This is a genomic window from Bradyrhizobium sp. Arg816 (assembly GCF_029989365.1).
Classification (GTDB): Bacteria; Pseudomonadota; Alphaproteobacteria; order Rhizobiales; family Xanthobacteraceae; genus Bradyrhizobium.
The window spans coordinates 120,159-137,059 of sequence record NZ_JAPRAQ010000016.1; the positions used below are offsets into that span (position 1 = coordinate 120,159).

General features: G+C 65.2%; 18 protein-coding genes. 8 read left to right on the plus strand and 10 right to left on the minus strand.

Going from position 1 to position 16,901, the window contains the following annotated elements; genetic code table 11:
- Nucleotides 1-15 precede the first annotated feature (15 nt).
- The gene (locus OWC48_RS31410; RefSeq protein ID WP_282523458.1) at nt 16-732 is read right to left on the minus strand and encodes a hypothetical protein; all 717 of its coding nucleotides are present in this window, start codon (nt 730-732) and stop codon (nt 16-18) included.
- 137 nt (nt 733-869) lie between these two features.
- Between OWC48_RS31410 and OWC48_RS31415 the strand changes: the two genes are divergently transcribed.
- Complete coding sequence (locus tag OWC48_RS31415; RefSeq protein WP_282523459.1) at nt 870-2,003, plus strand: AI-2E family transporter; 1,134 nt, start codon at nt 870-872, stop codon at nt 2,001-2,003.
- A 78-nt stretch (nt 2,004-2,081) separates the two neighbouring features.
- Here OWC48_RS31415 and OWC48_RS31420 read toward each other — a convergent pair whose 3' ends face one another.
- The 6 genes from OWC48_RS31420 to OWC48_RS31445 form a co-directional block, all read right to left on the minus strand.
- Entirely contained in the window at nt 2,082-2,378 is a 297-nt protein-coding gene (locus tag OWC48_RS31420; protein WP_131868129.1) for an antibiotic biosynthesis monooxygenase, read from the minus strand.
- Between the two features lie 99 nt (nt 2,379-2,477).
- Nucleotides 2,478-2,714, minus strand: a complete 237-nt coding sequence (locus OWC48_RS31425) for a hypothetical protein (protein WP_014494818.1) — start codon at nt 2,712-2,714, stop codon at nt 2,478-2,480.
- Nucleotides 2,715-2,784: 70 nt separating this feature from the next.
- Entirely contained in the window at nt 2,785-4,005 is a 1,221-nt protein-coding gene (locus tag OWC48_RS31430) for a GGDEF domain-containing protein (RefSeq protein ID WP_071913313.1), read from the minus strand.
- Between the two features lie 230 nt (nt 4,006-4,235).
- Nucleotides 4,236-4,715 (minus strand): 30S ribosomal protein S9, encoded by a 480-nt coding sequence (rpsI, locus tag OWC48_RS31435; RefSeq protein WP_007611021.1) that lies wholly within the window; start codon nt 4,713-4,715, stop codon nt 4,236-4,238.
- Nucleotide 4,716: 1 nt separating this feature from the next.
- The gene (gene rplM / locus OWC48_RS31440; protein WP_008137961.1) at nt 4,717-5,181 is read right to left on the minus strand and encodes a 50S ribosomal protein L13; all 465 of its coding nucleotides are present in this window, start codon (nt 5,179-5,181) and stop codon (nt 4,717-4,719) included.
- A 157-nt stretch (nt 5,182-5,338) separates the two neighbouring features.
- Nucleotides 5,339-5,767 carry a PaaI family thioesterase gene (locus tag OWC48_RS31445; RefSeq protein WP_039147848.1) on the minus strand — a complete coding sequence of 143 codons (429 nt, stop codon included), beginning with the start codon at nt 5,765-5,767 and terminating at the stop codon, nt 5,339-5,341.
- 86 nt (nt 5,768-5,853) lie between these two features.
- On the opposite strand from OWC48_RS31445, the gene OWC48_RS31450 reads away from it, so the two are divergent.
- The 4 genes from OWC48_RS31450 to OWC48_RS31465 all read left to right on the plus strand — a co-directional run bounded on the left by OWC48_RS31450 (nt 5,854) and on the right by OWC48_RS31465 (nt 9,250).
- Nucleotides 5,854-6,678: an enoyl-CoA hydratase gene (locus tag OWC48_RS31450; protein WP_282523460.1), complete on the plus strand. Its 825-nt coding sequence runs from the start codon at nt 5,854-5,856 to the stop codon at nt 6,676-6,678.
- 106 nt (nt 6,679-6,784) lie between these two features.
- On the plus strand, nt 6,785-7,369 hold the full coding sequence (locus tag OWC48_RS31455; protein WP_028149016.1) for a CoA-binding protein: 585 nt from the start codon (nt 6,785-6,787) through the stop codon (nt 7,367-7,369).
- Nucleotides 7,370-7,507: 138 nt separating this feature from the next.
- Entirely contained in the window at nt 7,508-8,788 is a 1,281-nt protein-coding gene (locus OWC48_RS31460; RefSeq protein WP_282523461.1) for an O-acetylhomoserine aminocarboxypropyltransferase, read from the plus strand.
- 117 nt (nt 8,789-8,905) lie between these two features.
- A complete protein-coding gene (locus OWC48_RS31465) occupies nt 8,906-9,250 on the plus strand; it encodes a hypothetical protein (RefSeq protein WP_282523462.1) in 345 nt (114 codons plus the stop codon).
- A gap of 5 nt (nt 9,251-9,255) precedes the next feature.
- On the opposite strand, the gene OWC48_RS31470 is transcribed toward OWC48_RS31465, so the two are convergent.
- On the minus strand, nt 9,256-10,332 hold the full coding sequence (locus OWC48_RS31470) for a COX15/CtaA family protein (protein ID WP_282523463.1): 1,077 nt from the start codon (nt 10,330-10,332) through the stop codon (nt 9,256-9,258).
- Between the two features lie 110 nt (nt 10,333-10,442).
- On the opposite strand from OWC48_RS31470, the gene OWC48_RS31475 reads away from it, so the two are divergent.
- Nucleotides 10,443-10,664 carry a DUF2842 domain-containing protein gene (locus tag OWC48_RS31475; protein ID WP_208087159.1) on the plus strand — a complete coding sequence of 74 codons (222 nt, stop codon included), beginning with the start codon at nt 10,443-10,445 and terminating at the stop codon, nt 10,662-10,664.
- On the opposite strand, the gene OWC48_RS31480 is transcribed toward OWC48_RS31475, so the two are convergent.
- Nucleotides 10,654-11,697, minus strand: a complete 1,044-nt coding sequence (locus OWC48_RS31480) for a polysaccharide deacetylase family protein (RefSeq protein ID WP_282523464.1) — start codon at nt 11,695-11,697, stop codon at nt 10,654-10,656. The genes OWC48_RS31475 and OWC48_RS31480 overlap by 11 nt on opposite strands.
- Nucleotides 11,698-11,809: 112 nt before the next feature.
- Between OWC48_RS31480 and OWC48_RS31485 the strand changes: the two genes are divergently transcribed.
- Nucleotides 11,810-12,991, plus strand: coding sequence for a GNAT family N-acetyltransferase (locus tag OWC48_RS31485; protein ID WP_282523465.1), 1,182 nt, complete (start codon nt 11,810-11,812; stop codon nt 12,989-12,991).
- A 270-nt stretch (nt 12,992-13,261) separates the two neighbouring features.
- On the opposite strand, the gene OWC48_RS31490 is transcribed toward OWC48_RS31485, so the two are convergent.
- A complete protein-coding gene (locus tag OWC48_RS31490) occupies nt 13,262-15,550 on the minus strand; it encodes an exopolysaccharide transport family protein (protein WP_282523466.1) in 2,289 nt (762 codons plus the stop codon).
- Between the two features lie 200 nt (nt 15,551-15,750).
- Here OWC48_RS31490 and OWC48_RS31495 point away from each other — a divergent pair, with 200 nt between their 5' ends.
- Nucleotides 15,751-16,884: a glycosyltransferase family 4 protein gene (locus OWC48_RS31495; protein WP_282523467.1), complete on the plus strand. Its 1,134-nt coding sequence runs from the start codon at nt 15,751-15,753 to the stop codon at nt 16,882-16,884.
- The last annotated feature ends 17 nt before the right edge of the window (nt 16,885-16,901 follow it).

Sequence of the window (16,901 nt, forward strand, 5' to 3'; positions counted from 1 at the left end):
CGCGGGACGGCAATGCTATTTTCGCGCAAATGCCTCCCCGGCGTCGGTTGTCCCCACGAGGGGCAGGCCGGCGGCCTTCAGCGCGGTTGCCGCCGGATCGTCCGGCGTGGCCAGCCAGGGCAATTTCGCCTCGATTCCGCGCGTCACGGGCTCCCCGAGCACCCCGCCGAAATCTATCGGCCAAAAGCCGTTGGGCACCACCTCGGCGGTGAGGCCGCGGATGGCGTAGCCGTCACCCAAGACCGTATCCGCATGGTCGCCGGCGACAAGGCGCGCGGTCCGGGGATCTCGGGGATCGCCAAAGCTCACGAGCAGGGGGATCAGCTCCCCCTGCACCGGGACAATGCCGGCCTGCCGGCTGATATCGTTGAACGAGACGCGGTTGCCGCGCGCGGCGCCATAGGCACGGAGCGCGACATAGTTGATGTCGTCGAGGTCGAGCTTGCCGCCCTGCTGATGCGCCAGCAATGCCACCAGGTTCTTGCCTTTGCCGTGGTCTTGGCCGAGATCGACGAACACAGCCTCCCCGCGCATCGTGGTGCGGCCGCCACGGTTATAGTTGCGGTCGGGCACGACAGCGAGAACGCCGGACCCGGTTTTGATCCCGTCAGGCGTCGTCACCTCGACCGTGAGGCGGTATTTGTGGCCGGGCCGGTTGATCCGGATCTGGTCGCCGATCACGATCACGGCCAGAAGCCCGAGCAGACCGGCCCACTTGCTGATGAAACTCAAGCGCCCCCCACCTGTTTTCTCCTCATCGCTCTGCACCGTTCGCGCGACAGCGTCAAACCAGCGCGTTGACGCGGTCTTGATCGAAAGCGCGTTTGTCGAAAGAGTGCCCCGCCCGCAGCCGCCGAAAAGGACATGATGTGACCATCCGCGCAGACCAACGCCCCACGACCCGCACCGATCTGGCTTGGGCAATTTCGGTCGGTGGCATCGGCGTCGTGCTGTTCACGGCGATGCTGGTCTTCACCTGGTATTTTGCGACCACGCTGCTGCTGATCTTCACCGGCATGCTGCTCGGCGTCGGCCTCAATGCGCTGACCAACGCGCTCGGCCGCCGCGTGCACCTGCCGCATCCGGTCCGGCTCGCGATCGTCTGCGTCGTGCTTGCGATGCTGCTTGCAAGCGTCGCCTATCTCGGCGGCGCCACCATCGCCGAGCAGGCTTCGGTGCTGAGCAAGACCATCAAGTCGCAGATCGGCAACGTGAAGACCTTCCTGGACAGCCACGGGATCGACACCAGCTTCTTCGATCTCGGCAACGCTGCGTCTGACGCCTCGACCAATCCGCCATCGGACTCGACACCCTCGCCAGCAGCGCCCCCGCGCGGTTCCTTGCCCGGCGCCGGCGCGCTGGCCTCCAGCGGTGGCGCGATCGTGAGCCAGACCTTCAAGCTGCTGCTCGGCACCATTCACGGCGTGGGAAACATCTTCATCGTGCTGTTCCTGGGGCTGTCCTTCGCCGCCCAGCCCAGGGTCTATCACGACGGCCTGTTGTTCCTCGCGCCGGCGAGGCATCGCACCCGCGTCACCCTGATCATCGACCGGACAGCTGAGACGCTGGAACGCTGGCTGATCGCGCAGATCGTCGTGATGATTGCGGTTGGCATCGTGACCTGGATCGGGCTTGCCATCATCGGCATCCCCGGCTCGTTCATCCTGGGGATTCAGGCGGGCCTGCTCGCCTTCATTCCGACCGTCGGCGCCATCATTGCCGGCGTCGTCGTGGTGCTCGCGAGCCTCGCCTCGGGCTGGATTCCGGCGCTGTCGGCCTTCCTCCTCTTCATGGGCGTGCACGCGATGGAGAGCTATGTGCTGACGCCGATCCTGCAGCGGCAGGCGCTCGACATCCCGCCGGCCACGCTGTTCGCGTTCCAGATCCTGCTGGGCGTCGTGTTCGGTATCTGGGGCCTGGCACTGGCGCTTCCACTGGTCGCCATCGCCAAGGTCATGATCGACCATTTCAAGACGTATGAGGCGCCGCCCCTGGCAGCATGATCCGGAAAAGTGCGCAGCGGTTTTCCGAAAAGATCATGCTCAAACGACAAGAGGCGGCGTAAGGCGTCGTGCAACAGCTCAGGTCGTCAGCACGGTCTCGGTGTGCTCGACCTCCGGGGGCGAAGCAAAATACTGGCCGACGAGGCCGCGCCATTCGGTGAAACTCTCCGAGCCGCGGAAATCGACGGTGTGGTTCTCCAGCGTCGCCCACTTCACCATCAGCCGGTAGCGCTGCGGCTTCTCGATCGACTTGTGCAGTTCGAAGCCATGAAAGCCCTTGGAACCGCCGAAGGCAGCCTTGGCCTTGGCGACAGCCGCCTCAAAGTCCTTCTCGCTGCCCGGCTTGACGTCGATTTGCGCGATCTCGGTGATCATCGGTTTCCACCCTGTTTGTTTGATGGATGTGTCTAGCGTAGACCGCAACGAAGAAAAAGGCACCGAATCGGCGCCCTGACCGGTCAAAAATGCGTGCTCTCAGGCGAACAGCAGAGCGGTGCCTGCCACGATGAGCGCGCAACCGATGAACAGCGCGAGCGGCCAGTAGCTACGGCTTTGCGTGTAGCGCCCCTGGGCGCGGCGCTCGGTGATCAGCGCGCGCTCGTATTCATCCGCGGTGGAGAACACGCAGGCGAAGCCGCCGCGTGCCGAGGCCGCAGCGGCTTCGAGCGACATCAGGGCAGCCTGCGGGTTCTGTCGACGGATCGATTCCATGACCGCAATGGTAGGGATCGAATGGTAAACAGCGGATTACCGAAGGCGCCCCTTGAGGCCCCTCCTGGCTTCAGGCGGTGGCCGGACGCGCCTGCGGCGCACCGACCCGCGCCGCGCTCTGGCGGCGCCAGTTCTCCAGCGACAGCGGCAGCTCCTCCGCCGCCTCGACCCGGTTACGGCCACCGCGCTTGGCCTGGTAGAGCGCGGTGTCGGCCGAGGCCAGCAGCACCTCGAGCTCGGTGCCGGCCGGACCGCCGGCGACGCCGATGCTGACGGTGGTGTCGACCGGGCCCTCATCGACGACGACGCCGGAGGTCTCGAACGCCTCGCGCACGCGCTCGGCAACCAGCACCCCCTCCTCCAGCGAACACGGCAGCAGCGCCGCGAACTCCTCGCCGCCGATGCGGCCCGACATGTCGGTCATGCGCAGGTTGCTGACGACGACGGTCGAGAACAGTTTCAGCATCTCGTCGCCGGCGGGATGGCCGAAGCGGTCGTTGATCGACTTGAAGTGGTCGATGTCGAAGATCATCACGGTCACGGGACGGCCGGCCTTGGCTTCACGCTCGATCACGCGCCCGCAGGCTTCCGAGAAGCCGCGGCGGTTGAGCATGCCGGTCAGGGGATCGGTGGACGCGGCGGTCCGGTGCGCCGTCACCGTGCGCTCCGACACCAGCATGAAGATCACGAACACGGTGCCGACGGCATAGAGGATGAGCTCGACCGCAAACACCGTGACCCAGATGCTGCCGGAGAAGCCGGCATCGTTGGGTCGCAGGAAGCTGCCGAGCACGATCGGCAGCATCAGCACGCAGCCGTGCATCACCGGCACCACGAAGGCCGGCCAGCGCCGTTGCAGGCTCTTGCGCCGCTCGACCCAGAGCTCGCTGGCGGTCAATGCCGCATAGACCGAGACGATGCCAGCGCCGACGATCATGCGCAGCATGGACGCGGCGGGATCAAGCAGCGTCACGGCGGCGGCCCAGGCCAGCGCGCCGACGAGGAGACCCGGCCAGTTCGGCTTGCGGCCGTGGAAGACGCGCGCCGCATTCCACACCATGCCGCAGGCGACGAAGCCGACCGCGTTCAGCGCAAGGTAAAGATGCGGGCCGAGCTTGTCGCCGGCCGCGGTCCATAGCGCAACGGATGCTGCACCGAGGAGATACGCCGTGCCCCACCATTTCAGCGCGGGGCTGTTCTCCTGCGTGCCGAAAAACACCATCATGGCGCCGAGCAGTGCGGCAACCATGGTGGCGACCAAATAGAGCGTGATGCTATCGAGCGACATCATGTCGGCCCCCTTCTAGACATAGCAAGTTACGCGATCGGCCCAGCCGACTTGCGCGCCCTTCCAGATGCGACGCTATGTCCCGCGAGTTCCATTCAGGTTTTCATGCAGGGCCAAGTTTTCGGGAAACACGCCATCAATTTGCATACAAACGAACAACAAAAAGGGCGCTGAAATCAGCGCCCTTTTGCATCTCATTGAAGCCGCTTTCGCGGCGAATGTGACCGAAGCGATTAACGCTTCGAGAACTGGAAGGACCGGCGGGCCTTGGCCTTGCCGTACTTCTTACGCTCGACCACGCGGGAGTCGCGGGTGAGGAAGCCGCCCTTCTTGAGCACGGTACGCAGCTCCGGCTCGAAATAGGTGAGCGCCTTGGAGATGCCGTGACGGACGGCACCGGCCTGGCCGGACAGACCGCCGCCGGCAACCGTGCAGATCACGTCGTACTGGCCGGAACGCGCGGCCACGGAGAACGGCTGCTCGATCATCATCCGCAGCACGGGACGGGCGAAATAGACCTCGACCTCGCGCGAATTGACCGTGACCTTGCCGGCGCCCGGCTTGATCCAGACACGGGCGACCGCGTCCTTGCGCTTGCCGGTGGCGTAGGCGCGGTTGAACTTGTCGACCTTCTTCTCGTGCTTGGGCGCGTCGGGCGCCGCCGCCGTCTTGAGCTGCGAGAGCTGGTCGAGCGACTGGATGGATTCGGCCATGTTATGCGGCCCTCGTGTTCTTGCGGTTCAACTTGGCGATGTCGATCTTCTCGGGCGTCTGGGCCTCGTGCGGATGATCGGCGCCGCCATAGACGCGGAGGTTGCCCATCTGCACACGACCGAGCGGACCACGCGGGATCATGCGCTCGACGGCCTTCTCGAGCACGCGCTCGGGATGCTTGCCCTCGAGGATCTGGCGCGCGGTGCGCTCCTTGACGTGGCCGACGTAACCGGTGTGCTTGTAGTAGGTCTTCTGCTCGCGCTTGCGACCGGTGAGGACCGCATGCTGCGCGTTGATGATGATGACGTTGTCGCCGCAATCAACGTGCGGGGTGTAGGTCGGGAGGTGCTTGCCGCGCAGGCGCATGGCGACGATGGTGGCGAGACGGCCGACGACCAGACCCTTGGCGTCGATCAGGACCCACTTCTTCGTCACCTCAGCCGGCTTTGCCGAAAAGGTTTTCATATCGGAGTTTCCGTGGACGGGAGATATCGGCGCGAACACCGCACCGGACTGGCGGTTTTCTAGAGAAGAGACGCGCAACGGTCAATGCCCCAGAGTGGGAATTAAAATAGCAAAATCAATATCTTAAAAATATGGTGCTATATTACCTGCCAAAAGATCAAACATTTGGAATGGAATAGGTGGAGGTGACATGGGCGATCGGATCGGGCGAGGTGCCGGACAGCAGCTTCACCTCGCCGACCGCCAGGCGCTTGCCGAGCTTGAGCAGCCGTGCCTCCGCCAGCACGTCCTGACCGGGCTGGCCCTTGCGCAGGAAGTTGATGTTGAGATTGGTGGTGACCGCGAGCCCGATCGGCCCGATCGCGGACAGCAGCACCACGTACATCGCGAAATCGGCCAGTGCCATCAGCGTCGGGCCGGACACGGTTCCACCCGGCCGCAGCATCCTTTCGCTGTAGCGCTGGCGCAAAAGGCAGGTCTGGCCGTCGGCGCTCTCGATCGTGATGTCATCGCCACTGAAGGCCTGGGGAAACTCGTCACGCAGAAACTGCTCGACCTCCGCCACGCTCATTTTCGCTAACGCCATGCTTCGCCTCACCCTCGCTTCACGTCCCCTGTTACATTAAGTTATCTGCGTCATCCAATTGCAAGAATCCAACCGGAAACGCTTCGATGTCCGCCCAGGCCGCCCACGCCCCCTCCCCGCAACCGTCGATCCTGCTGCGCGAGACCGTAGGCCCCATCGCGGTCCTGACGCTGAACCGCCCGGCCGCGCGCAACAGCCTGTCGGCGGCGATGATCGCAACCCTCCATGCCGAGCTCAACGAGATCCGCGACGACAAGGCGGTCCGCGCGGTCGTGATCGCCGCTAACGGCCGTGCCTTCTCCGCCGGCCACGACATGAAGGAGCTCACCGCGCGCCGCACTGACCCGGATCGCGGCCGTGCCTTCTTTGCCGAGATGATGAACGCCTGCTGCGCGATGATGCAGGCGGTCGTGCACCTGCCGAAGCCCGTGGTCGCGGCCGTCCAGGGCATCGCGACCGCGGCCGGCTGCCAGCTCGTGGCAAGCTGCGATCTCGCGATCGCCTCGGAAGCGGCGAGCTTCGCCACGCCGGGCGTCGATATCGGGCTGTTCTGCTCCACGCCGATGGTGGCGTTGTCGCGGAACGTGCCGCGCAAGCAGGCGATGGAAATGCTGCTGACCGGCGAGCCGGTCCCGGCCACCCGCGCCCGCGATATCGGGCTCATCAATCGCGTGGTCGCGGCCGGCACCGAGCGCGACGCCGCAATCGCACTCGCCGAACAGGTCGCGCTGAAGTCGGCCTACACCGTCAAGCTCGGCAAGGAGGCGTTCTACCGCCAGGCCGAGATGAGCCTTGCGGACGCCTATCGCTATGCGGCAGAGGTGATGACCGAGAACATGATGGCGCGCGACGCCGAGGAAGGCATCGGCGCCTTCATCGAGAAGCGCACGCCGACATGGCGGGATGAATAGAATTCGTCATTGCGAGCGAAGCGAAGCAATCCAGAATCTTTCCACCGAGGTAGTCTGGATTGCTTCGTCTCTTCGCTCCTCGCAATGACAGCAAAAAGAAGAGCCAATGAACCACGACGCCTATCCCGACAATTACATCCGCGGCATCCTCAACAGCGTGAAGTCGATCGCGATGGTCGGCGCCTCGCCGGTCAATGTGCGGCCGAGCTATTTTGCGTTCAAATATCTGGCGCAGCGCGGCTATGACATGATCCCGGTCAATCCCGGCCATGTCGGCAAGGATCTGCTCGGAAAGCCGTTTGTCGCCTCGCTCTCCGACATTGGCCGCCCCGTCGACATGATCGACATCTTTCGCAACTCCAGCCACATCATGCCGGTGGTGGAAGAAGCGCTCACGCTCGATCCGCTGCCGAAGGTGATCTGGATGCAGCTTGGCGCGCGCGATGACGCAGCCGCGGCGAAGGCCGAGGCGGCCGGGATCAAGGTCGTGATGAACCGCTGCCCCAAGATCGAATATGGCCGCTTGTCGTCCGAGATTTCCTGGATGGGCGTCAATTCACGCACGCTGAGCTCCAAACGGCCGCCGGCGCCGACGCAAGGCATGCGGCTATCCCTCAATCGGATGAGTGTCGGCGGCGGCGACACCGCGGCATCGGATCGCGCCGCCAAAAACAAGAGCGAGCAAAGCTAACGCAAGCGCGAAGGATTCATTTCGCTCACGCGACAACGCGTAGCACGATCGTTCCGATGTGACGCGGCGCCTTGACGGCGGGCCCGTCGCCGATCAGCATGCCGCGCGATTTCAGATCACAAGAACAGGACGCCCTCAATGAGCGATCGCCTTCCGGGATTTTCAACCCTCGCCGTGCATGCCGGTGCACAGCCCGACCCCACCACCGGTGCGCGCGCGACCCCGATTTATCAAACCACTTCTTTCGTCTTCAACGACGCCGACCACGCCGCCTCGCTGTTCGGCCTGCAGGCGTTCGGCAACATCTATACCCGCATCGGCAACCCCACCAACGCGGTGCTGGAAGAGCGTGTTGCCGCACTCGAAGGCGGCACCGCCGCGCTTGCGGTCGCCTCGGGCCACGCCGCACAGGTCGTGGTGCTGCAGCAATTGCTCCAGCCCGGCGACGAGTTCATCGCCGCGCGCAAGCTTTATGGCGGCTCGATCAACCAGTTCTCGCATGCGTTCAAGAGCTTTGGCTGGAACGTGGTGTGGGCCGATTCCGACGACATCGCTAGCTTCGAGCGCGCGGTGACGCCGCGCACGAAGGCCATCTTCATCGAGTCGATCGCCAATCCCGGCGGCAGCATCACCGACATCGAGGCGATCTCGACGGTGGCGCGCAAGGCGGGCGTGCCGCTGATCGTCGACAACACGCTGGCCTCGCCCTACCTGATCCGCCCGATCGACCATGGCGCCGACATCGTCGTGCACTCGCTGACGAAATTCCTGGGCGGCCACGGCAATTCGCTCGGCGGCATCATCGTCGATGCCGGCACGTTCGACTGGTCCACGGGCGGCAAATATCCGATGCTGTCGGAGCCGCGGCCGGAATATCACGGCATCCGCCTCCAGGAGACCTTTGGCAATTTCGCATTCGCGATCGCCTGCCGCGTGCTGGGCCTGCGCGACCTCGGACCGGCGCTGTCGCCGTTCAACGCCTTCATGATCCTGACCGGCATCGAGACGCTGCCGCTGCGCATGCAGAAGCACTGCGACAACGCCAAGGCCGTCGCAGAATTCCTCGCCGGCCATCCGGCAGTGGCCTCGGTGAGCTACGCGGGCTTGGCAAGCGACAAGTACAATCAGCTCGCGCGCAAATACGCGCCGAAGGGCGCAGGCGCCGTGTTCACCTTCAGCCTGAAGGGCGGCTATGATTCCGGCGTCAGCCTGGTATCAAAGCTGCAGCTGTTCTCGCACCTCGCCAATGTCGGCGACACCCGCTCGCTGGTCATCCACCCGGCTTCGACGACGCACAGCCAGCTCGACGACGCCGCCAAGGTGAAGTCCGGCGCCGGCCCCGACGTGGTGCGGCTCTCGATCGGCATCGAAGACAAGGAAGATCTGATCGCGGACCTGGAGCAGGCGCTGGGGGCGTAGCTTTCCTGATCATTCCGGGGCGTTGCCTCGCCCCGGAATGACGGCCCAGTTAACAGTCGTTAACCATATCTGCCGCATACATCGTCCTTGGATCGCCCCTTTGATTCGGAGCCGACGATGCTGCGCTGGATGGTGCCTGCCCTTGCGGCCATGCTGACGGTCTCAGCCGCCGTTGCCGCCGATCTGCCGGCCACAGCGAGACGGCGCGCTGCCGCGCCGCCGCAGGACCCGCCACAGGTCTATGTCGAGACCGATCCGGATGCGCTGATCTCGCCGGCCTATGGCATCGGCAGCTACATCCGCAACCTGCCGGGCACGCCGCTGCTGCCAGGCTCCAACACCTTGCCGGGCTATTACGGCCGGCCCTGGAGCTACGATTATCAGGGCCCGTACTACGGCGGACCGCAGGTCGGCTATTTCTGGCGCCTGCCCTACGCCTGCGGCGTCTACGGCTATTGCTGACCTGATCAGCCGGCCTGACCGACCGGAACCGCGCGCGGCTGCGCCTGTGCAGATTGTCGCGAGGCCAGCCGCTCCACCTGCATCACCGCAAGCGCGAGCACCACGATCGCAACCGCTTGGTGCGAAAGCGCGAGATCGATCGGCACCTGGTTGAGCAGCGTGAGGATCCCGAGCACAGCCTGCAGGCTGACCGCGGCGAACAGCCAGAGCGCACCGCCGGCCGCCGTGCGCGAACGCACCGCATCGAACGCGTGCAGCGCCGCCAGCACGAACAGCGCATAGGCCGTCATGCGGTGCTCGAACTGCACGGTCAACACGTTGTCGAACATGTTGCGCCACCACGGCGTCTCGAACCATAGCCGCTCAGCCGATGGAATGAACGCGCCGTCGATCTGCGGCCAGGTGTTGTAGGCGCGCCCGGCGCGCAGGCCCGCGACCAGCGCACCGAAATAGATCTGCACGAAGGTCACGACGAGGAGCAGCACGCTTGTGAACCTCAGCCGCGCGGGAGCTGCGATCTGCGGCCGCTCTTTGAGCCGCCGCACCGTCCAGACGATGCCGGCGAAGATCAGCAGCGCCAGCATCAGATGCGTCGCGAGCCGATATTGCGAGACCTCGACCCGTTCCGTCAGGCCGGAGGCCACCATCCACCAGCCGACGGCGCCCTGGAGTCCGCCAAGCGCGAACAGCAGCCACAACCGCCGCTTCAACTCACCCGACAGGCCGCCGCGCCACAGGAAGAACAGGAACGGCAAGAGATAGGCCACGCCGATGAAACGGCCGAGAAAGCGGTGGCTCCATTCCCACCAATAGATCTCCTTGTACTCGGACAGGCTCATGCCCGCATTGAGCTCGCGATATTGCGGAATCTTCTTGTAGGCCTCGAACGCCTCGTTCCACGCCGTTTCTGTCAGCGGCGGAACACTGCCCGTGACCGGCTTCCACTCGACGATCGAAAGGCCGGACTCCGTCAGACGCGTGGCACCGCCGACCAGCACCATCACCGCGATCAGCGCGGCCACGGAAATCAGCCACCAGCGCACGGCGCGATGCGGGTTGGTCGGAGCGAAAATCGTCGTCATTTCAGGGGCAAAACCAAGCCTTGTTGCAAAGAGACTTGAACCGGACTGCGTGCCCCTTATAGTCCCCCGCTCCCGCAGCGCAAGTTACGCGAAGGCCGCAGCATTCCGCCATGACGATCCGCACCCGCAAGTTCCTCGGCGCCATCCTGCTCCTGGTGCTGGCCACCGTCTGGGCGCTGCTCGGCATGGCGCTGGCGCAGATGCCGTGGATAGCCGAATCCGGCTGGCGGCAGGCGATCTACTACGTGGTGGTCGGCATGGGCTGGGTGCTGCCGGCGATGCCGATCGTGAGCTGGATGCAGCGGCCGGACCGGGTCAAATCTAATTCGTAGCGCTGGCGGTCGGTTTCACCGGCGCGAAGGCAACACCGGAGACCAGCACGCGCAGCATGCGCAGTGATTGTATCCGGCCGTCCCAGGAAATCCGCGGCAGCGCGCGCAGATTGGTGCGCCCCTCCGCATCCACGATGCCCGGGATGGTCGAGACGGCGCTGGCAAAGCCGGCCTCCTCCGCCATGACGACGTGGCTGCGCCGGAAAGACGAGCGATCGCCGAACGGAAAGGCCAGATGCCTGATCTCGCGGTCGAAGGCCGCTTCCGCGACCGCCTTGCCCATCGTCATCTCGCGCAACGCGGCGGCGTCCTTCATGTTGGCGAGAACGGGATAGTTCACGGTCGCGCTGCCGACCGTGACCAGCGAATCCGCCGCAAGCCTTGCCAGATCCTCCCAATCCATCGACGCTTCGCGCGAGAGCGCGGCGAGATCGACCCGGTAGCGCGTGCAGAGATCGGCGATCGCAGCCGACAAATCCGCCTGCGGCAACGAGCGCAGCCAGCTCTCGATGAACGAAAACAGCGCCCGCTTCTCGGCGTTGCCTGTGACGGTGAACCGCTGCTCCTTCTCGCCCATCATCAGGTTGATGCGGTTCTCGCGCGCGATCATCCGCTCGAGCCCGAGCCACCAGGCCTCTCCGACTCCATCGGGGAACGCGGTGGGCACATAGATCGTGAACGGCACGGCGTGGCGCGCCAGCACCGGATAGGCGAAGCTGATCAGGTCCTTGTTGGCGCCGTCGAAGGTGAGCGCCACGAAGCGCCGCTTCTCTGGCAGCGTCACCGCGCGGCGGCAGACATCGTCCATGCCGAGGAAGTCATACCCCCACCGCTTCAGCGCACCAATGGCGCGATCGAGAAATTGCGGGCTGATCTCGTTTTCACGCAGCGGCTGAAACGCGCCGCGCCGCCGCGGCCGCACGTGTTGAAAGCGCAGGATCGCGCCGGCGCCGCGGCTGCGCAGCACAGCCTGGCCGGTGAACCAGGCCAGCTCAAGCCGCAAACGCTCCAGCCATCTATCGTCGGATGCCAATATCCCACCTTCGCGTTCGCCTGATTGTCATTACTCTTTGTTGACATTTCTTTGCAAAGGTCGGCCACAGGCCGAACTACGCAAATTTTTCGTTTCTCGACAGGTTTCGTGAATGACCATGGCTGCGGCGATGCAAAGCCGGACGGCAGAATCGCCAGCGCGGTCGAAAGCGAACCGTATCGCGCATGTCGATATCGTCACCGATCTGGCCGAGGCCGAGACGGTCTGGCGCGCGTTCGAGGAGAGCGGCCACCTCTTCACGCCATACCAGCGCTTCGACCTGCTCAGCCCATGGCAACGGCTGGTCGGCAGCCATGAAGGCGCCAGCCCCCTCATCGTCATTGCCCGCGACGCCGAGCGCCAGCCGCTCCTGCTGCTGCCGCTCTCGCTGCGGCAAACCCACGGCGTGCGCACCGCCTGCTTCATGGGCGGCAAGCACACGACCTTCAACATGGGCCTGTGGAACGCCGAGTTCGCAGCCCAGGTCGCCATCGCCGATCTCGACGCGCTGCTTGCGCCGCTGCGCGAGCATGCCGACGTGCTCGCGCTGACGCAGCAGCCGCTGCGCTGGCACGACCAGCACAATCCGTTCGCGCAGCTGCCGCGGCAGAGTGCGATCAACGGCTGCCCTCTCCTGGCGATGGAGCCGGGCGGGGCGCCCGCATCGCGGATCAGCAACTCCTTCCGCCGCCGCCTCAAGAGCAAGGAAAAGAAGCTCCAGGCGCTTGCCGGCTATCGTTATCACCTCGCCACCACGGACGCGGACGTCACCCGCCTGCTCGACTGGTTCTTCCGCGTCAAGCCGGCGCGAATGGCCGAACAGAAACTGCCCAACGTCTTTGCCGAACCCGGCGTCGAAGCGTTCGTTCGCAGCGCGTGCCTGTCGGCGCGCGGCGAAGGCCGCGTCATCGACATCCATGCGCTCGAGTGCGACGAGGAGGTGATCGCGATCTTCGCCGGCGTCGCCGACGGCCAGCGCTTCTCGATGATGTTCAACACCTACACGATGTCCGAGCACGCCCGCTACAGCCCCGGGCTGATCCTGATGCGCTACATCATCGACCGCTACGCCGAACGCGGCTACCGCTCGCTCGATCTCGGCATCGGCTCGGACGATTACAAGCGGATGTTCTGCAAGGACGACGACGACATCTTCGACAGCTTCGTGCCCCTGACCGCGCGCGGAAAACTCGCGGCGATGGCGATGTCCTCGCTCAGCCACGGCAAACGGCTGGTGAAGCAGAACCAGATGTTGTTCGATCTGGCGCGGCGGCTGCGGCAGGCGTTCGGGTAGGCGTACCCTTCTGCGAATATCTAACCACTCGCGGAGCTGCCCCTTACCCTCCCCTGGAGGGGGAGGGTCGTTGCGCATGGAGCGCAGCGCAATGCGCAACGGGGTGGGGTGACGGTCCCTCCACAATCAGTAGTGCCCGTGAGGAGAGATCACCCCACCCCGTCTCGCCCCGCTGACGCGCCGCGAGCCGACCCTCCCCCTCCAGGGGAGGGTAAGAGGCGGCACCGATGTCGCCTTCAACTGAACGATAGACTGAGCCCGCGCCCTCGCCTACGCCGCCACGACCCGCGGCGTCTCCACCGCATTCGACGGCTGCACCGGCCTGCTCAGCATCGTCACCTCGCTGAAGCCGACCGCCCTCAACTGCTCGCACATCAGCGTGCGGGCATCCGCCGCCATCGAAGCATCGGGCACCACGACGGCGCGGGCATGCGCCGTGAGCAGTTCGGCCGGGAGGTCCGAGGCGCTGCCGGCGTCCACCAGCACGTGGTCGTAGGCGCGGAGCAGCGCATCGATCGCGAGCGTCACCCGCGGCGATTGCAGCAGGCTGCGGTCGAAGCCGGGACGGCCGGCCATGACCAGATGCAGCCGCGAGAGCTTGTCCCGGGTGATGATTTGCGCGAACGAGGCCTCACCCTGCATCAGCTCGGCGAGGCCGGGAGCCGAAGCATCGACGGACACCGCGGCTATGGTCGGCGAGGATGCGGCGAGATCGACCACAACGACGCGCGCATCGCGCGCCAGGTGCCGGGCCAGCGTCAGCGTCGACAGCGTGATGGCTTCGCCGGCCGCGGTGCCGAGCACCGTGACCTTCTTCGCCGCCGGTCCTGCAGCTCGCAGGCTGTCGGCGAGATGCTCGATCTCGGCGAATTCAGTGACGTCGGCATCGGCCGTCATCTCGGGCTGAAGCGGCGTAAGCTCTTCCACAACCGGATCGAGCATCGGTTCGGCCACCGGCTGGACCGCCAGCTGGACTACCGGCTGGACTACCGGCTCTTGGCGCACCGGCGCCTGCGCCGGCGTGAACACGGCCACCGCGCGCGGCGCGGTCTGGCGCAGCAGCTCGCCTGTGACGACGACGCCGGACGAGAGCAGCAGCGTCGCGATCGTCGCGATCAGCACGATCGGCAGCTTCTTCGGATAGGCCGGCGTATTCGAGACGATGGCGCGCGAGATGATGCGGCCTTCCGCCGGCGCCGTATCGATGCTCTCGCGGGTGCTGGCCTCGCGATACTTCCCAAGATACGTCTCGAGCAGGTCGCGCTGGGCCTTGGCTTCGCGCTCGAGCGCGCGGAGCTGGACGTCCTGACCGTTGGTCGAGGTCGCCTGCTTCTTGAGCTGATCGAGGCTCGCCGTCAGGCCGTCGACCCGGCCACTGGCGATCCGCGCATCGCTTTCGAACGAGCGAGAGATCTTGGCCGCTTCGTCGCGGATCTGGTTGTCGAGGTCGCCAAGCTGCGCCTTCAGCTCCTTGATCCGCGGGTGATTGCCGAGCAGCGTGGACGATTGTTCGGCGAGCTGCGCCCGCAGCGTCACCCGCTGCTCCGACAATCGCCGCATCAGCTCGGAGTTTACCACCTCGGACGCTTCGATCGGCTTGCCGCTCTGGAGCATCTCCTTGATCAGCCTTGCCCTGGATTCAGCATCCGCCTTCATCGAGCGTGCGTTGTTGAGCTGGGTATTGACCTCGCCCATCTGCTGGTTCGAGAGCGTGGTGTTGTTGGTGCCGACGAACAGCGACGACTTGGAACGGAAGTCCTCGACCTTGGCTTCGGCGTCGGAGACTTTCTTGCGCAGATTTTCGATTTCGCCCGAAAGCCACTGGCTGGCGCTGCGGGCCTGATCCTGGCGCGCATTCTGCTGGAGCACGAGATAGCCGTCGGCGATCGAATTGGCGACGCGCGCGGCAAGGTCCGGATCGGCGGACTGGAATTCGACCACGATCACGCGCGACTTGTCGACGGCGTAGGCCTGGAGCCGCTCGTAATAGGCATCCAGCACCCGCTCTTCCGGCGTCATCGAGAACGGATCGCGACCGATGCCGATCATGGCCGCGAGCGACTTCAGCGGCGAAATGCCTTGCAGCACCGGATCGAATTCGGGGCGTTCCGCGAGCTTGTTCTTTTTGATGATCTCGCGCGCGAGATCGCGCGACAGCACGAGCTGCACCTGGCTGGTCACCGCCTCGGGGTCGAGCGACTGCCGCTCTTCGGTGCTGCGGTCGCTGCTCGGCCGCAGGAACACGTTCTCGCGGCCGTCGATCAGGATGCGCGATTCCGATTTGAAACGCGGCGTCACCAGGTTGACGGCAGCGACGGAGGCGACCAGGGCCAGCACCGTCGGCACGATGATCCAGCCGCGCTTGCGGGCCAGCGCGCCGCCGAGCGCATGGAGATCGATGTCGCCGGATTCGACGGGTGCCTGCTTCGGAGCAGCGGATGCAGGCTTGGCTTCAACCTTGGGCGCGGCTTCGATGACCCTGGCTTCGCCCTTGAGCCTCGAAACAGCCCGCTCGACCACCGCCTTGTCCTTGCCGGCACGCCAGAACGCTAAACGCATCGAACACTCCCGCAGGGCAACGCTGCGACTCTACCTCAACCGGGGCGATTACACTCCATTAAGGTTGCCGCTGGGTTAATCGCCCCTGCCGCAACGAGCGCGCACGGCGCCGACACCGTTTGTTAACCACGAGGGCTCTTAATCCATCTCGATATTTCGAGAATTGTTCGAGCATTCGCCGTCGAGCGCTGGTTCTGATCATGCCCCCCTCTCCCGACCGGCCGCTCCGCATCCTGCACGCCGTGCGCGCTCCCGTGGGCGGCATCTTCCGCCACATCCTCGATCTCGCCAACGGTCAGGTCGATCGCGGTCATCACGTCGGGATTCTCGCCGACAGCCTCACCGGCGGCGAGCGCGCGGACAAGGCGCTGGCCGAGCTCGCGCCGCGGCTGAAGCTCGGCGTGCACCGGCTGGCGATCCGCCGTGAGCCGTCGCCTGACGATTTTCTGGTGTGGCTGCGGATGCGGCGCCTGATCGCCGCGCTCAAACCCGACGTCACGCACGGCCACGGCGCCAAGGCCGGCGCCTTCGTCCGCATGCGGCGGCGATCCAACGACACCATCCGCATCTACACCCCGCATGGCGGCTCGCTGCACTATCCGCTCAACACCTTCAAGGGCGAGTTTTACGCGCGGCTCGAACGCACGCTGATGGACGCGACGGACTTGTTCCTGTTCGAGAGCGCGTTTGCGCGCGACACCTATCAGCGCATCGTCGGCACGCCCAAGGGCGTGGTGCATTGCGTCTTCAATGGCGTGACGCCGGAAGAATTCGAGCCTGTTAGCATCGCCGACGATGCCACAGATCTCGCCTATGTCGGCGAGTTCAGGCACATCAAGGGCGCAGATTTGCTGGTCGATGCGGTGGCGCGCCTGCACGAGGGCGGCAAGAAGGTCACCCTTACGCTCGGCGGCGACGGCGAGGAGACGGCGGCGCTGAAGGCGCAGGTCGACAAGCTCGGCCTCTCCAGCGACATCCGCTTCATCGGTCACGTCAAGGCACGCTACGGATTCTCCAAGGGACGGCTTCTGGTCGTGCCCTCGCGCGGTGATTCCATGCCCTACGTCGTGATCGAGGCCGGCGCGGCCGGCATTCCCATGATCGCGGCCCGCGTCGGCGGCATCCCCGAAATCTTCGGGCATGACAGCCCGGCGCTGTTTGCGGCGAGCAACGCCGAGGCCATGGCGGAAGCGATCGCGGCCGCACTCGACGATCCGCAGGCGACCGCGCAGCGCGCATCCGCCCTGCGCGGGCGCATCTCCGCGCACTTCTCCCAGCAGGCGATGGTTGACGGCGTGCTCGCGGGTTATCGCGACGCATTTGCCAATCATTAACCATCCTTAAGACCGCT

Bases quoted from the DNA above. Each gene is read 5' to 3' on its own strand.
- OWC48_RS31425 (WP_014494818.1), bottom strand. From the start codon at position 2,714: ATGGAATCGATCCGTCGACAGAACCCGCAGGCTGCCCTGATGTCGCTC.
- OWC48_RS31455 (WP_028149016.1), top strand. From the start codon at position 6,785: ATGAACCACGACGCCTATCCCGACAATTACATCCGCGGCATCCTCAAC.
- OWC48_RS31420 (WP_131868129.1), bottom strand. From the start codon at position 2,378: ATGATCACCGAGATCGCGCAAATCGACGTCAAGCCGGGCAGCGAGAAG.
- rplM (WP_008137961.1), bottom strand. From the start codon at position 5,181: ATGAAAACCTTTTCGGCAAAGCCGGCTGAGGTGACGAAGAAGTGGGTC.
- OWC48_RS31430 (WP_071913313.1), bottom strand. From the start codon at position 4,005: ATGATGTCGCTCGATAGCATCACGCTCTATTTGGTCGCCACCATGGTT.
- OWC48_RS31475 (WP_208087159.1), top strand. From the start codon at position 10,443: ATGACGATCCGCACCCGCAAGTTCCTCGGCGCCATCCTGCTCCTGGTG.
- OWC48_RS31470 (WP_282523463.1), bottom strand. From the start codon at position 10,332: ATGACGACGATTTTCGCTCCGACCAACCCGCATCGCGCCGTGCGCTGG.
- OWC48_RS31465 (WP_282523462.1), top strand. From the start codon at position 8,906: ATGCTGCGCTGGATGGTGCCTGCCCTTGCGGCCATGCTGACGGTCTCA.
- OWC48_RS31450 (WP_282523460.1), top strand. From the start codon at position 5,854: ATGTCCGCCCAGGCCGCCCACGCCCCCTCCCCGCAACCGTCGATCCTG.
- OWC48_RS31490 (WP_282523466.1), bottom strand. From the start codon at position 15,550: ATGCGTTTAGCGTTCTGGCGTGCCGGCAAGGACAAGGCGGTGGTCGAG.
- rpsI (WP_007611021.1), bottom strand. From the start codon at position 4,715: ATGGCCGAATCCATCCAGTCGCTCGACCAGCTCTCGCAGCTCAAGACG.
- OWC48_RS31445 (WP_039147848.1), bottom strand. From the start codon at position 5,767: ATGGCGTTAGCGAAAATGAGCGTGGCGGAGGTCGAGCAGTTTCTGCGT.
- OWC48_RS31460 (WP_282523461.1), top strand. From the start codon at position 7,508: ATGAGCGATCGCCTTCCGGGATTTTCAACCCTCGCCGTGCATGCCGGT.
- OWC48_RS31495 (WP_282523467.1), top strand. From the start codon at position 15,751: ATGCCCCCCTCTCCCGACCGGCCGCTCCGCATCCTGCACGCCGTGCGC.
- OWC48_RS31485 (WP_282523465.1), top strand. From the start codon at position 11,810: ATGACCATGGCTGCGGCGATGCAAAGCCGGACGGCAGAATCGCCAGCG.